Origin of the sequence: Terribacillus halophilus (genome assembly GCF_900162685.1) — a bacterium.
Classification (GTDB): Bacteria; Bacillota; Bacilli; order Bacillales; family Amphibacillaceae; genus Terribacillus; species Terribacillus halophilus_A.
Window position 1 is genome coordinate 112,884 of sequence record NZ_LT727828.1, and the last position, 14,515, is coordinate 127,398.

At 42.3% G+C, this 14,515-nt stretch carries 18 protein-coding genes and 1 other annotated feature; of the genes, 16 read left to right on the top strand and 2 right to left on the bottom strand.

Annotated features, from left to right (window positions below; genetic code table 11):
- The first annotated feature begins 13 nt into the window (after window positions 1-13).
- The 7 genes from B1K52_RS05335 to B1K52_RS05365 all read left to right on the top strand — a co-directional run bounded on the left by B1K52_RS05335 (window position 14) and on the right by B1K52_RS05365 (window position 7,040).
- The gene (locus B1K52_RS05335; protein WP_077306101.1) at window positions 14-1,276 is read left to right on the top strand and encodes a glutamate-5-semialdehyde dehydrogenase; all 1,263 of its coding nucleotides are present in this window, start codon (window positions 14-16) and stop codon (window positions 1,274-1,276) included.
- A 107-nt stretch (window positions 1,277-1,383) separates the two neighbouring features.
- Window positions 1,384-2,421, top strand: coding sequence for a PTS sugar transporter subunit IIC (locus B1K52_RS05340; protein ID WP_077306103.1), 1,038 nt, complete (start codon window positions 1,384-1,386; stop codon window positions 2,419-2,421).
- A 159-nt stretch (window positions 2,422-2,580) separates the two neighbouring features.
- On the top strand, window positions 2,581-3,531 hold the full coding sequence (locus tag B1K52_RS05345; RefSeq protein WP_077306105.1) for an iron-hydroxamate ABC transporter substrate-binding protein: 951 nt from the start codon (window positions 2,581-2,583) through the stop codon (window positions 3,529-3,531).
- Between the two features lie 3 nt (window positions 3,532-3,534).
- Window positions 3,535-4,551, top strand: a complete 1,017-nt coding sequence (locus tag B1K52_RS05350; protein WP_077306107.1) for a FecCD family ABC transporter permease — start codon at window positions 3,535-3,537, stop codon at window positions 4,549-4,551.
- Window positions 4,541-5,581 (top strand): FecCD family ABC transporter permease, encoded by a 1,041-nt coding sequence (locus tag B1K52_RS05355; RefSeq protein WP_077306109.1) that lies wholly within the window; start codon window positions 4,541-4,543, stop codon window positions 5,579-5,581. The genes B1K52_RS05350 and B1K52_RS05355 overlap by 11 nt, the downstream gene beginning before the upstream one ends.
- 1 nt (window position 5,582) lies before the next feature.
- Window positions 5,583-6,326: an alpha/beta hydrolase gene (locus B1K52_RS05360; RefSeq protein WP_077306111.1), complete on the top strand. Its 744-nt coding sequence runs from the start codon at window positions 5,583-5,585 to the stop codon at window positions 6,324-6,326.
- A gap of 72 nt (window positions 6,327-6,398) precedes the next feature.
- The gene (locus B1K52_RS05365; protein WP_077306113.1) at window positions 6,399-7,040 is read left to right on the top strand and encodes a FusB/FusC family EF-G-binding protein; all 642 of its coding nucleotides are present in this window, start codon (window positions 6,399-6,401) and stop codon (window positions 7,038-7,040) included.
- A gap of 43 nt (window positions 7,041-7,083) precedes the next feature.
- Here B1K52_RS05365 and B1K52_RS05370 read toward each other — a convergent pair whose 3' ends face one another.
- Window positions 7,084-7,734, bottom strand: a complete 651-nt coding sequence (locus B1K52_RS05370) for a DUF4352 domain-containing protein (RefSeq protein WP_077306115.1) — start codon at window positions 7,732-7,734, stop codon at window positions 7,084-7,086.
- Window positions 7,735-8,063: 329 nt separating this feature from the next.
- On the opposite strand from B1K52_RS05370, the gene B1K52_RS05375 reads away from it, so the two are divergent.
- From B1K52_RS05375 to B1K52_RS05405, 6 genes are all read left to right on the top strand, one after another.
- Window positions 8,064-8,450: a PH domain-containing protein gene (locus tag B1K52_RS05375; protein ID WP_077306117.1), complete on the top strand. Its 387-nt coding sequence runs from the start codon at window positions 8,064-8,066 to the stop codon at window positions 8,448-8,450.
- Window positions 8,451-8,651, top strand: a binding site (T-box leader).
- 41 nt (window positions 8,652-8,692) lie between these two features.
- The gene (locus B1K52_RS05380; protein WP_077306119.1) at window positions 8,693-9,142 is read left to right on the top strand and encodes an HIT family protein; all 450 of its coding nucleotides are present in this window, start codon (window positions 8,693-8,695) and stop codon (window positions 9,140-9,142) included.
- On the top strand, window positions 9,135-9,392 hold the full coding sequence (locus B1K52_RS05385; protein WP_077306121.1) for a hypothetical protein: 258 nt from the start codon (window positions 9,135-9,137) through the stop codon (window positions 9,390-9,392). Before B1K52_RS05380 ends, B1K52_RS05385 begins: the two co-directional genes overlap by 8 nt.
- A gap of 303 nt (window positions 9,393-9,695) precedes the next feature.
- Window positions 9,696-9,917, top strand: a complete 222-nt coding sequence (locus tag B1K52_RS05395) for a hypothetical protein (protein WP_077306125.1) — start codon at window positions 9,696-9,698, stop codon at window positions 9,915-9,917.
- Between the two features lie 154 nt (window positions 9,918-10,071).
- On the top strand, window positions 10,072-10,725 hold the full coding sequence (locus tag B1K52_RS05400) for a DUF3298 and DUF4163 domain-containing protein (RefSeq protein ID WP_077306127.1): 654 nt from the start codon (window positions 10,072-10,074) through the stop codon (window positions 10,723-10,725).
- A gap of 82 nt (window positions 10,726-10,807) precedes the next feature.
- Entirely contained in the window at window positions 10,808-11,773 is a 966-nt protein-coding gene (locus B1K52_RS05405; RefSeq protein WP_077306129.1) for a Gfo/Idh/MocA family protein, read from the top strand.
- 14 nt (window positions 11,774-11,787) lie between these two features.
- Here the strand turns inward: B1K52_RS05405 and B1K52_RS05410 are convergent, their stop codons facing one another.
- Window positions 11,788-12,435: a DUF975 family protein gene (locus B1K52_RS05410; protein ID WP_077306131.1), complete on the bottom strand. Its 648-nt coding sequence runs from the start codon at window positions 12,433-12,435 to the stop codon at window positions 11,788-11,790.
- 193 nt (window positions 12,436-12,628) lie between these two features.
- On the opposite strand from B1K52_RS05410, the gene B1K52_RS05415 reads away from it, so the two are divergent.
- The 3 genes from B1K52_RS05415 to B1K52_RS05425 all read left to right on the top strand — a co-directional run bounded on the left by B1K52_RS05415 (window position 12,629) and on the right by B1K52_RS05425 (window position 14,352).
- Window positions 12,629-12,958 (top strand): PadR family transcriptional regulator, encoded by a 330-nt coding sequence (locus tag B1K52_RS05415; RefSeq protein WP_077306134.1) that lies wholly within the window; start codon window positions 12,629-12,631, stop codon window positions 12,956-12,958.
- Window positions 12,955-13,704 (top strand): HAAS domain-containing protein, encoded by a 750-nt coding sequence (locus B1K52_RS05420; RefSeq protein WP_077306136.1) that lies wholly within the window; start codon window positions 12,955-12,957, stop codon window positions 13,702-13,704. Before B1K52_RS05415 ends, B1K52_RS05420 begins: the two co-directional genes overlap by 4 nt.
- 453 nt (window positions 13,705-14,157) lie before the next feature.
- Window positions 14,158-14,352, top strand: coding sequence for a helix-turn-helix transcriptional regulator (locus B1K52_RS05425; RefSeq protein ID WP_077306138.1), 195 nt, complete (start codon window positions 14,158-14,160; stop codon window positions 14,350-14,352).
- Window positions 14,353-14,515 lie beyond the last annotated feature (163 nt).

The following is a 14,515-nucleotide window of genomic DNA, read 5'->3' on the forward strand; positions in this document are numbered from 1 at the left end:
AAGGAGGAAAACCGTGGAGAACACATTAAAAGGACTAACAGTTGAAGAACAGGCAATCTCTGCCAAAGCAGCTGGCAAGCAGCTTGCACTTTTAACAACAGACGAGAAGAATGAAGCACTGTTGGCGGTTGCCGATCAGTTGGCAAAGGACTACGAAATGATTTTAGCCTCAAATGATAAAGATATGCAGGCGGGGGAAGCAAAAGGCTTTGATGCGGCATTTCTGGATCGTTTGAAGCTCACAAGAAATCGTATCGAGGATTTTGCCAACGGATTGAAGGAAGTAGTTGACCTTGACGACCCGACTGGCAAAGTTACGAGTGATTGGACGTTGGAAAATGGCTTACAGGTCAGCCGCATCACTGTACCATTGGGCGTTATCGGCATGATTTATGAAGCGCGTCCGAACGTGACTGCGGATGCAACTGGTTTAGCGCTTAAATCCGGTAACAGTATTGTTTTAAAAGGCGGTTCCTCTGCCATTCATACAAATACGGCTATCGTTGAAGTAATCAAGCGAGCGCTGGAACAGACGAAAGTGCCTGCGGAGGCAGTGCAGCTCATTCAATCAACAGATCGCAAAGAGACAGCGAAACTATTTACGATGAAGGAGCATATTGATGTGCTTATCCCTCGCGGAGGTGCTTCGTTAATTCAAGCAGTTGTTGATTCAGCAACCGTACCGGTACTGGAAACAGGCGTGGGTAACTGTCATATGTATATTGATAAAAGTGCAGAAGTGACAATGGCGCTGGCAACATTTTTGAATGCGAAAACAGATCGACCTGCTGTATGCAACGCGCTGGAAACGTTAATTGTTCACCGGGAGTGGCTAGAAGCGCATAAAGCAGACTTAGTGAAGGCATTACAGGATAATGGCATTCAAACACATGGTGATGAATCGGCGGTTCAGCTGCTTCCTGACTGCAAACCAGCGACAGAAAGCGACTGGTCCAATGAATATTTGAGCCTTGATGTTGCTGTGAAGGTTGTAGATTCAGTCGAAGAAGCGATTAAGCATATTGATCAATATGGAACAAAGCATTCCGAGGCCATTATCGCTGAAGATGACGAAGCAGTTAACTTATTTATGAAAACAGTTGATGCGGCGGCACTTTACCATAATGCTTCCACTCGGTTCACAGATGGGCATGCATTAGGTTTTGGGGCGGAAATCGGAATTTCAACCCAAAAACTGCATGCTCGCGGACCAATGGGATTGCCGGCTTTAACGACATATAAATATGTCATGAAAGGCAATGGCCAAACAAGATAAAGTGATAGCTCATCCAATTTTGGATGGGCTATTTATTTATTCAAAATTTATTGACAATTATGAATTAAATATCTATAATCAATCGCTATATGAGAGGAGAGAAATAGATGAGAGAATTCTTCAGCAAGCTGCTGAATGGTATGAGTATTGGCATTGTCGTTGCCTTGATTCCCAATGCGCTGTTAGGTGAACTGCTCAAGCTTGCAATTCCCCACGCCCCCGTCTTGCAAGCCGTTTACGACTCAACTGTTTTCATTATGAGCTTATTGCCTATTTTAATCGGTGTGATGGTCGGAATCTCATTCAAGCTCACACCCATTCAGACAGCTAGCATCGGTATTGCTGCAATGGTAGGCGGCGGATCAGTCCAGAAGACTGCAGATGGCCTTTTCGCATTACAAGGTATTGGTATTGTTATTAATACTGGTATAACTGCAGCCTTAGCAGTCTTATTCGTTACTTTTATCGGGAATAGATTGAAAGCATACAGTATTCTGCTGCTGCCGACCTTAAGTATTTTATTTCCTGGCATGATAGGTTTGATTTTGCTGCCTTACATAAGAAGCGGCACAGGTATTATTGGAGAAGGAATTGCCTTGATGACAAATTGGCAGCCGATTTTAATGGGAGCACTGCTAGCAGTTATTTTTTGTTTTATTATTTTATCTCCTATCTCTACAGTTGGCGTGGCAACTGTCATCTCCTTAGCGGGAATTGGATCAGGTGCTGCTAATCTTGGTATTGTTGCAGCCGGTATCGGTTTGGCCATTGCCAGCTATAAAGCCAATTCGTTAGGAACGGCCTTAGCGCATGTTCTTGGTTCACCGAAGATTCAGATGCGCAACTTTTTTATGAAACCGCAAATAGCTTTTCCGATGTTCCTGACAGCTGCTGTATTAGGAGGTTTGGCGGGGGTATTAAATATTCAAGGAACACCATACAGTGCAGGTTTTGGACTATCCGGATTCGTTGGTCCATTGAATTATATGCGTTTAGCTGAAGGAGGCTGGTCTGCGGCTAACATCTTCATTATGGCAGGAACTTTCTTTATCCTGCCGTTTATTTTAAACGTCATCTTGCTGTATGTATTCTCGAAAAAGTGGAGCTGGATAAAATCAGGTGACTATAAATTACATTTCGATTAAATAATAGGCTGCAGATTTCTGCAGCCTATTATTTATTTTTATACACTTCCGTTCTAAATAGTGTTGCATCTTCCTTTCTAATTGATTATGATAATCATTATCAATTATATTTGTACGTTAGTCCTGATCAAACTAAAGTACAAAAAGGAGAAGAGCAAAATGAATTGGAAAAAAGTATCGGGTATTGGTCTTGCTGCATTCTTGAGCTTTTCATTGGCAGCCTGTGGAAATGGAGAAGACACAACTGCTGGAAGCGAAGCATCAAATAAGCATGAACAGCAGCTTACATATTTGGATAAAGCGTATACGCTGCCAACGGAAACAGACACAATCGTAGCAGCCAGTCTTGAATCAATGGAGGACGCCGCTGTATTAGGAGTAGAACCTGCGGGGGCACTATCCGTGGGCGGGGAAACACCTGCCTACCTAGAAGGAAATTTGGCAGGTGTTGAACTGATTGGGGAAAAGATGCAGCCGAATTATGAAACAATCCTCACTTTGGAACCAGATGTCATTCTTGGGTCCTCGAAATTCCCAGAAGATGTGAGAAAATCACTGAACGATATTGCTATGACTATTCCGTATTCGCATATTGCAGAAAACTGGGAAGAAAATTTGGAGCTCCTCGGGTCACTGACAGGCAAGGAGGAAGAGGCTGCGGAACTTATCGCTGATTATCATGCAGATACGGAGTCAGCAAAAGCTGAAATAGGAGAGAAGCTTCAAGATAAAAAAATCTTAGTCGTAAGAATCCGATCAGGAAGTCTGTATATCTATCCAGAGAATGTCTATTTGAATTCTGTCTTGTACGGAGACTTAGGCTTGCCAGTGCCGGAAGTAGTTACAGCAGCAAAAGCACAAGAAGAAATCTCCATGGAAAAGCTGGCAGATGTGAATCCGGACTATCTGTTCCTGCAGTTTGAAACAACTGAGAATGCAGAGAATGCTAGTGCGTTAGAAGACTTGCAGGCTAATGATATCTTTAAAACAACAAATGCAGCGAAAAATGATCACGTATTCATCAATGCAATTGACCCACTGGCACAGGGTGGCACAGCTTGGAGCAAGACCAAGTTCCTGAAGGCAGCAACTGAGAAACTGGCAGAGTAAGCAATGCAGCATCAAAAGAAGAATAGACTTGCATGGCTAGTACTGTTTACCGCTCCTTTGACAGGAGCGCTCGTTGTACTGATTTCCGTCTTATATGGGGTAAAAGAGATGCCTCTCCATACGATTTGGGATGTGATTTTTCATTACAATGCAACCAATGTTAACCATACAATCTTGTTATCTGCAAGGTTGCCAAGGGCACTGGCAGCCCTGCTTGTTGGAGCTTTTCTAGCAATAGCAGGAGCTATCATGCAGGGAATTACGAGGAATTACCTTGCCTCTCCTTCTATTATGGGTGTCAATGACGGTTCAGCACTCGTTATCACGTTATGTATGGTGTTGGCTCCAGGTTTATCGGGTCATATGATGATTATTTGTTCTATGGCAGGCTCTGCAGTTGGGGCAGGTATCGTGTTTGGCTTCGCTTCACTGCTGAGAAACGGGCTAGCACCTGTACAGCTAGCCATTATCGGAACTGTCATCGGAACCTTCTTAAGCGGGTTTGCTGCAGCATTCGCATCCTATTACCAGGTATCTCAGAATGTGAGCATCTGGTATAACGCTCGGATGGATGGTGTGGATGTTCATATGCTGAAATTGGCTGTGCCGCTCGGCATCATCGGCTTAGTGCTGGCTATGGCAGTTTCTAAATCTGTTACAGTCATGGCTCTTGGGGAAGAGATGGCCGCTGGATTGGGGCAAAAGACTTTCTACATCAAGCTTATCAGTATGCTAAGTGTTGTCTGTCTGACTGGTACAGCAGTTGCACTTGTTGGGAAAATTGCTTTTGTTGGTCTTGTGGTGCCGCATATTACACGATTTTTGATTGGTGTGGATTATCGGCTGTTAATACCTTGTTCAGCAGTTATCGGAGGTGTTTTTCTCTGTTTATCTGATGTTGTCAGCCGCTTTATTAATGCACCTTTCGAAACACCGATAGGCGTCGTAACAGCATTCATCGGTGTGCCGTTCTTCCTTTACCTCATTTGGCAAAAGGGGGGTAAGAAGTATGCAGCATAAGCTCGGTTTGAAGCTTGTACGAAGTGGGTTAATCATACTGGCATTTCTTTTGCTGGCTATTTATCTGCATATTACAAGCGGGAGTTATACGATGACCCTCCGTGAAATTTTCCGGACATTATTCGGGTTAAACGATGATCGCAAGCTCGAACTAGTTATCTTCCAATTTCGTCTGCCACGTATTGTGATTGGCGCACTTGTCGGAGCAGGACTTGGAATAGCTGGGGCAGTAATGCAAGGTGTCACGCGTAACGGATTGGCAGACCCCGGAATACTCGGTATTAATGCTGGTGCCGGTACGGCGATTGTGGTGTATATTTTCTTTTTCCAAGAAATGATACAGTCGGAGTCAATTGGCGGCTGGTTAGCTGTTCTGATGATGCCGATCTTTGGGTTTATTGGCGGACTGCTGGTAGCGTTATTAATCTTTGTTTTTTCCTGGCGGCAAGATACCTTGGATATGCAGCGGCTTATCCTGACTGGTATTGCGCTTGGTACAGGATTTGGCGCATTATCACTCTACATCTCGCTAAAAATGAATGCCAATGATTTTGAAATGGCTGCAGTCTGGACATCTGGCAGCATCTACAATGCCAATTGGATCTATATCTATGCCATGCTTCCTTGGATCATTTGCCTTGGTGCGCTACTCTATCGGAAATCGTATTTACTCAATTATTTTCAGCTGCATGACAATTCAGTTCGGAGCTTAGGCATTCGTAATGAAAAGGAAAAGGCAATCTTACTGCTGGCAAGCATTGGGCTTGTCAGTGCTTGTGTATCTGTTTCGGGTGGAATTGCATTTGTTGGTCTGATTGCACCGCATATCAGTAGGCGGCTAGTCGGAAATGATTACCGATATAGCATGCCAATCAGTGCTTTGACAGGTATGGTACTGCTCGTCTTTTGTGATTATATTGCCAAGACTGTTTTCGCTCCGGCTGAATTGGCTGTTGGTATCGCTGTTTCTATTATTGGTGTACCTTATTTCTTATATTTATTGGCAAGAGCAAATAGAGGAGGCGGATAAAATGATAGAAGAATGGGTTATGGAAGGTGATGAACCAGGCGTAAGCTACCGTATCCAAATAAGCATTCCGCAATTACCGCCGCAGCAGGAGGCTCTCCCGGTCATTTATGTACTGGATGGCCATAATTACTTTGGAATGGCTTCCGATGTTATCCGTCTCCAGTCTGGAAACGCGCAGAAAACAGGAGTGAAGCCGGCAATGGTGGTGGGGATATCGTTGGATGCTGAGGATTCTGCGATTCGGGAGCGACGTTTCTATGATTTCACGCCGCATGCATCTGACTATACCTATCCGGAAAGGTTCAAAGGAAAAACAATGGGTAAGCATGGAGGAGCAGAACACTTTTTGGACTGGCTACTCCAAAAACTGCAGCCCAGGATCCTGGACACCTATCACGTACAGGTTGATAAGCAATGCCTGTATGGTCATTCGTTGAGTGGATTATTTTCTCTATATACCATGCTCAAACGTCCGGACGCTTTCCAGTGTTATCTGGCAATCAGCCCCTCTATATGGTGGAACGAAAAACAGGTTCATGACTTCCTGAACCAGACGACGAATTCTAAGCTGTTCCTTGCTGTAGGAGAAAAGGAAGGTTTTATGGTCGAAGATTCTATGTTCTTCGTTGATTGTTTGCCTAGTATGATGAAGGAAACAACAGAATTCTACGTTGCAAGGGATGAAAATCACGCTTCTATTGTCCCAGCAACAATGAGCCGCGCATTTCGCTATTTCTTCCGTTAACACCCGTTTTTTTGTATCCTGCTCATTATCTGCTAAAATAGGAGGAAGCGATCAAAACGGAGGGATGTCCACATGCAAGCCTTTATCCGAAACGACCAATATAACAATATTAAAGAGCAGGCGCAGCAGCTAGTGAACAGTTCAACTGCAGTAAAAGACATAGATATGATTTACGGACTTCGCTCGTTGGCGGAAGAGAAAATCAAAGACCGTTTCGAGGAGTTATCAGAAGAACAAGCAGAAATGCTAGAGCGCATTTCAACGGTGCGCGATGAAATTGATGCAGAGCTTTACTTGGCACAGCTTCGTCCGTCTATTAAACCTTTCCCTGCATATACAGAGCAGCAGCTGCGAGATTTGTTCCCAAAAGTAAAGCAGCTGTACTTGCCGAAATTAAGTGAAGTAGACTTAGAAAAAACCTCCTATCTCGGCTGGAATGATAATGGCCAGCAGGCAAAGTACTTGGTTGCCCCGTATAAGGGAGGAACACTGGCAGCTCGCGGTACATTTACACCTTCCTCACAGCCAGGAATTTGTACGATTTGCAATAAATTAGAAAGTGTTGGTCTTTTTATGGCTGATCCAGTCAGCCGCAGCCACGGAACGTACGTGAAACGCGGAAATTATGTATGCAGAGATAGTGCCAAATGCAACAGAAACCTTACAGACATTCATCGGTTTTATAGCTTTCTGTCTCATTTGCATGCCTCTTAATACAAGAAGAGCACATGCGCCATCATAGCCATGTGCTCTTCTTTTAATTTGCTGGCAAGTCGAACGTTAAGTCTGCTGCCAGCAGATCTTCTTCCTCTTCACCTAAAACGCTGGAGATCCGCAGAGAGAACGTGTCCTCTTTTTTGAAATCCTTCTGATCCATTAGAAAAACAACATATTTAGTAGAAGTTTTACCAGGATCGATTTCGCCCGTATCTGCTTCGAGTATATTGTGATTTAGAATACGGTAGGTGGATGTTTCCAGAAAGGCACCAAGCTCGCTTAATGGTATCTCCTGATCAGTATCATTCTTTACTTTCAGCTTAGCCGTAGCCGCTACAATTTTATTCGGGTCCTGAAAGCCAGTAAATGATGACGCATAAGATGAAGCGGGTGTTAACTTCGTATATTGAATCCCTTCTAGGGTTACTTCCAAATTATCAGCAGTTTGAGACTGATCAAGGCTCTGTTCAGCCAGTATTTCCTTTTCCGCGACTGCATCTCTAGTCAGGCGATCAGGAAAGAAGGGATTATCCGCTGCTACAGCTTTCGACAAATCTGCAGGCAATGTCTCTGTTTTATTTGTACCAGCAGCTTCTGCCGTATCCGCAGATTTTTCTTCGTTACTGCAAGCTGATAAAACAAGGGTGAGTGCGAATAAAAATACTGCAACCGGTGTACGGAACAGTTTCATATTTCTTTCATCCTCTCTGTTAACAGGTCTTGTCTTCTAATAATAAACAAATAAAGACATAAACATCATACCGTAACACTATATGGATTGAAATGATAAGAGCCTAAATTCCTAGAAGAAAGTCTAGGAAGGACTGGAAAATACGAATCAAGGTGGTATCATTCTGAATAAGGTGCTGGTAAAATGTAGGTTGATCAGTAAACATTTAACTGCTTGTGAAGTACAATAGCTGTTACTTATCATTGCATAATTTCCAGAATGCTATATATATTTAGAAGGTATGGAACAAAGTCGTGAAGTGAGTATATTAAGTGAGGAGAACGCGGAGAATGGGACAAAAAAGAGATCTGAAGGTGTTGTCCACGTATTTAGATGAAGATGAACGAATTTTTCTCTATGCACCTTGTAAGCTAGAGGAGAAGAACGGCATAGTTGGTGTCACACAAAATCGAATTCTGTTTACGCATAAGCCGTTAATGAAGCCTGCTTACCTGGATATGACGCTTTATGAGAACATCGATTATGTCCTTTATACCGAAGGCACAGGTGAAGGAGAGTTATCGATTCATTTAAATAGCGGCGATATTAAGTATGTGACAAGTCACCAGCTGATTCATCTTAAAGGTGTAAGTGATATTGTTCGTATGTTTGTGAACAATCACCAGCGGGATCTCTTGTTTCGGAATACATTCAACCGCAAGCAATTTTTGGAATAGATAAACACAGTGAACAGGCACAGTAAGGTGGGAATCTGTTTTAGAGAGCTGCCGGATGGTGCAAGGCAGTCAGAGGATCATCTGAACTCAGCTGGGAGTGTTCGGAAGGAAATGTCCGACCGGCAAGCTGCCGTTATCAGCATAGGAGGGCGAGCTTGCTCGCTGAAAAAGAGTGGTACCACAATGTCCATTGTCTCTTTAGGAGATGATGGACATTTTTTTATCATAAAGGAGGAAAAGAGATGGGTTGTTTTATTTGTGATAAGCATGTAGGGCGTATCGAAGCTAATGGTGATTGTATTTTTGAAGATGACTATATTTATATCAGCCATATCGACAAGCAGAACCAGCCAACCTATATTGGTCATATTATGCTGGATCTAAAAAGGCATGTTCCGCAGATAGGAGATATGTCAGAGAAGGAAGCCGAGGCTTTTGGTGTCGCGATGAAACGAGCAGCACAAGCATTGCAGGAAGTTTTGGAAGCTGAGCATGTATATACCCTTGTGTCTGGCAATGCAGTACCCCATGTACACATGCATATTGTCCCGCGATATCCAGGAACACCGGTAGAATACTGGGGACCAATGGATGTCTATGATTGGCCAGATGTGCCCTTCGGCAATGAGGAAGACATTCGGCTTGTCTCCAGGAAATTGCAGCAATACATGAGCAGGTATCACCATGCATAAATTCTGTTGGACAGGTAATCAGGAAGCATGGCTGAATCAATCAGACACAAAAGAAATTGGCCGTGTAGTATTAGGCAGATTAGGCGGCATGACACAAGCAGGACAAACAAAAAACGAAGATGGATTTTTACTTTTTAGTGGTCGGGATTGGGAATTCATACTGCTAATGGATGCACATAACTCCGCCGCAAGTGCAGAATTGGTTGCTTCTGCTTTTCTTGCTGCAGAGGTATTTGAGAGCAGCAAGTGATGCGGAGAATGCCTTTTATCAAATACCTAATCTAGTAACAGAGCAATTATCAAATCCTAATTTTCTGGAAGCTTGCAAACAGGTTCAGGGAGAAACTGCTTGCTTGTTCATTTTTCGAAAGGGTTCCTATTTGTGGTGGCTGTCAGTCGGTGATTGCCAGCTCTATATATTCCACGAGCAATTAGCGCAATGGGGGAATTTGAACAAAATACACGGCATTTTTATGAATGGATCGGGGAGAGGAATTCGTGGGCATTACCAGTTCCCTCTTACACGACAGGAACGCGTCAGCTGCGGAGGGGTATGAATAGAATTTTTCTGACAACAGATGGTTTGTTGGAGTGTCGAGAGTTATCTATAAATGGACAAGTGCTGTGGGAAAAGAGTTTGGATAAAAGTGACATGAAACTTGCGGAGGAATTGCTTCTTAATTTGGAGAAGCATGAAGTACGGGATAGCTGTACTTTCGCATGTTGGACAGTAGAAATGAGTAAAGAAGGATTGATGCCAAGTGACCAAGAATAACCAGTCCCTTTCTTGCTAAGGAAAGAGTTTAGACGCGTTCTTTCTCACCAGAAAAGCAAGTTTTTGTGCGAAGGAATTTGCATTCGATCCCTTTCTCATAAATAACCCGTTACCTGTGCACACTGTAAAAGAGAAAAACAGTGGAGGGAAACGGATGAAAAAAACGCTAACTTTATTTATAATGCTGCTTGCTCTTTTTGCATTGGCTCAACCTGTACAAGCAAAGCCGATAAAAAATGTCATTGTAGAAACAGAGTATTACGATGACATCGAGGAATTAAAATTCCCGCAAGTTAAGCATGCAGGAACGCCAAAGCTTACGAGAAAGATAAACAAAGATTTTAAGGATTATATAGAAAAAGCAGCAGCAATGCGGAAGCAAAATGAAGAAGCTGGCCGAAAATATGGGTACAAACCAGATTTCCAGACGGAGTTTGAAGTCAAATACAATACAGACGGTAAGCTGAGCGTATTAATGAGCAGTTACATATTTACCGGAGGCGCTCACGGGTCTACAGTTGTTGAATCCTATAACTATGACTTGAAGGAAAAACAACGCGTCTATCTGACGGATATTCTGCAAACACCAGGACAGCAAGAAAAGGTGAAGCAATATGTTTATACTTACGCAAAAGCAAGACCAGAGATCTTTTATCCAGATCTGAAAAAAGAGGATATCCCTCTGGACGAGAAAACAGCCTTCTTTTATACAGACAATGGGATTGCACTCGTCTTCCAGCAGTATGAGATTGCACCGTATGTCTCAGGCAACCAAGTAATCAAGATACCAATGAAAGTATATAGTTAAAAAAGAAGCCATGGATAAAGCTAATTCCATGGCTTTTTAGGGTATACGTATATTACGACAATTAGGAAATGGGGAGAGGAAGATGATTAATTGGGCAATTTTAGGACCGGGTTCGATTGCACACCATTTTGCAGAAGCACTGAAGAAAGAGGGAGAATCAATTCACGCAGTAGGAGCGCGTAACAAAGAAAAGGCAGAAGTATTCGCAGAGCAATTTGATATCCCTCATGTATACGAAGGGTTTCAAGGCGTGTTCGATGATCCAGATGTTCACGTCGTATACATAGCAACTCCGCACGCCTTCCATTATGAAACAATAAAAGAAGCCTTATTGCATGGAAAGCATGTATTAGCTGAAAAAGCGATTACAGTGAATTATCAGCAGCTTGAGGAACTCGCAGCTTTAGCGGAAGAAAAACAGCTAATCCTAGCAGAAGCAATGACTATCTATCATATGCCGATTTATAAAGAGCTGCAGCAGCTAATTGCTGCGGGTAAAATTGGTGAAGTGCAATCTCTAAGTGTCAATTTTAACAGTATTAAGGAAAACTCACCGACAAATCGATTCTTTAACCCTGACTTAGCTGGTGGAGCCTTGCTGGACATTGGTGTTTATGCCTTATCCTTTGTCCGACTCTTTATAGAAGAGCAGCCTAGCGAAATTATCAGCACCGTAACAAAGCATGAAACAGGTGTTGATCAGCAAGCAGGAATAATTCTTAGAAACGAGCAAGGTCAAATGGCAACCATCACATTATCGTTTATGGTTGAGTCGCCTGAACGTGCGACTATTATGGGCACAAAAGGTTTTATTGATATTGAGAAATTCTCGCGTGCACAGAAAGCAACTGTTTGTTATGTACAAGAAGAGAAAACGGAGACAATAGAGAACGGAGTAACAGAGAACGCATTACGTTATGAAGTAAGAGCCATGAAAGAATTAATTGAAGATGATGTTCCACATGTAACATTACCGTACACGAAGGACGTCATGAGGATTATGGATCAGCTGAGGCGGCAGTGGGAGATAGAATTCGATTTTGAATGAAAAAGCAGGAATCATCACGATTCCTGCTTTATTTTGCGCTCATAAAAACTGGCCATTGTTGTGCGGAAGTAGGGCTCGAGCCAAAACAGGCCAATACCTAGCGTTAAAATAACTAAGAGTGCCCAGCCAATGAAGCTAAGCTGTAAAAAAAACAACTCACTTCTATTACCGTGCATTTTCGCTTTGCTTTCCCTAATAGCCTGTAAGGGTGTGTAATCAGGATTCTCGCGCAGAATGAACAATGTCTGAGAGTAGCTGTAGTATTTAATAATGCCAGGAACAATCAGGAGCAGCGTCCAGAAGGTGAGTAAGACGGTAAGGATTAGCCCAGTCAGCATATACCGCCAAAATCGTTTAAATGGGCTAAAAATAGAGCCGAATGAAGGGCGGTCCCCTTGTACAAAGCTTTGAAACAGCCAGGTGGTACCTATAAATAAAGGCATTAATATTACGTAATTTATGATAGTGTCTCGGATATCACTAATAATGTCATCGCGCAAAGTTGTTTCCTCAAAGAACCCCGGTATGTGAAGCAAAGGATCTGTCAGCAGAACTAGCGCAAAAGAGACAACAGAGAAAAGAAAAACAGCTAGTACACTTTTTCCCCATTTGCCGCTCAAACTATCCAATGCCTGTCGTTTAAGAGTTTGGTTAGTATCCATTAAAAATTCCCCCGGTCTTTCTCTATGCTGTATAAGTATATTGCAATATCGATAATACCATAAAATTATGGTAAGTATGGTTGCTAAGTGGTAATTAATGTGTTAATTTTGTTACTAACTTGTAAAACAATGTAGTGGCTTTCTTTTTACCCAATTACCTTGTAAAGCAATATAGTTGAGGAGGAAGTCGATTTTGTCATCTAGCCAATTATTAAAAGGGATTCTGGAAGGGTGCTTGCTCGCTATCATTGCAGAACGCGAGACGTATGGATATGAAATGGTGGAGAAACTTGCTTCTTATGGATTTACGATGGTCAGTGAGGGCAGTATCTACCCTTTACTGCTGCGAATGAAAAAGGAAGGGCTCGTAACGACAACAAGCAAAGCCTTGCCGTCTGGCGGACCGAAACGGAAATATTATCAGCTGACACCAGCGGGAGAGAAAGAATTGAAGGACTTTGAAGTAAGGTGGTCAGCAATTTCGTCCAGTGTTGATAACATTCTAAGGAGGAATCAATCATGACACTATCCAAAGAAAGTCAAACATTTCTCGATAACTTGCGTGTTTACCTTTTTGCCAGCAATAAAAAAGAAGAAGAAGTGAATGAACTGCTTGAGGAACTTGAGGATCATCTGTATGAGGCGGAACAGAATGGGAAAAGTATCGAGCACATCATCGGGAAATCCCCCAAGTCTTATATGAAGGAGGTAGAGGCAGAAGTAGATAAGGATGGCCGATTTTGGATTTTGTATATGCCAATGATTATCCTGGGAGCTTTTGCTTATCTTGTGATGGATAAAGCGTTAGATAATGATAGGAGCTATTCCTTACTAATTTTAATTGGAAATCCAGTGCTGTTCATTTTTAGCATTCTCGCACTTTTTTGTTTATATCGTTATGTTGCTGCTAATAAAGTTTCAAAAAAAGCAGAAATCCTGAGTTATCTTTTATTTAGTATCATTCAGATTTCCCTATTTGTTGGCCTGCTATTTGCTAATGATTGGAAACAAACACCAGTATTGACCGTTAGTCCAGTAGGGAACACAGCATTGATCTTTATGTCACTCCTTGTCTTTGCGGGTCTAGCTGTCTTTTCTAAAACATGGTTGGTCATTGTCTTGCCGGTTCTGTTTTTCTCACCACAAATAATTTTGCGCTATATCCATATAGATGAGAATACAGAGTTAATCTTGCTAACCTGTATACAATCTTTTTTTATGCTTGGGCTTGCAATATGGATGATTTGGCAGCTAAAGAAAGAAAACTAGAGGCTGGAACATAACTGTTTAAGCTATATAAAAATCCAAACAATTTTGCAATCAACAGCAGCATTGTTTGGATTTTTGCATTGGAAACGAAGATGAGAGCATCGCTTCGGAAATACACTCCGCTTTCCCGCGGGAGTCTCCATGTATTTCCTGCGCTGATTTTTGTTATAGGAAATCTTCACTCGTGTAGGCAGAGTACGTAGACTCCTCGAAAAAGATAGCGATTTTCTTGTCGGTGTCTACTTCAAAAGCCATTCTTGTCCGACGATAACAGCTAAAGTTATAAAGCAGCAGTCGTCAGAGAGCTGCATTAAAAAGTACGGATCTAGTTATCGTTCGCTTTTAGGATGAATTAACCTTGTTATGTCCCGCTTTTTCTATTGACAAATACATTCCATAAAATGTAATGTATACCTTACAAATGCAATATATAAATTGCATAGGGGCTAACATATGAAAAATAAAGTGAAAATCACCAGAATAGAACAAAAAATGACGCAAGAGCAGCTTGCACGCCGTGTACGTGTTACGCGACAAACAATTGGTTTAATCGAAAAAGGAGCGTACAATCCAACCTTGCAGCTTTGTGCAGCAATTGCAATAGCATTGGGAAAGACATTGGATGATCTATTTTGGGAGGTAGACTAAATGGAGAAAACATGGATACGTTTTTTACTGCCGGATGATGAGTATAAAAGAAGGAATATATACTTTTTATAACTGATTATGCCTCTCTCCGAAGGTCCTACCAAAAGAACAGAAAACTAATCGACTAATGAACAAAATGACTCTAGAGCACTGCTTAGCGCAG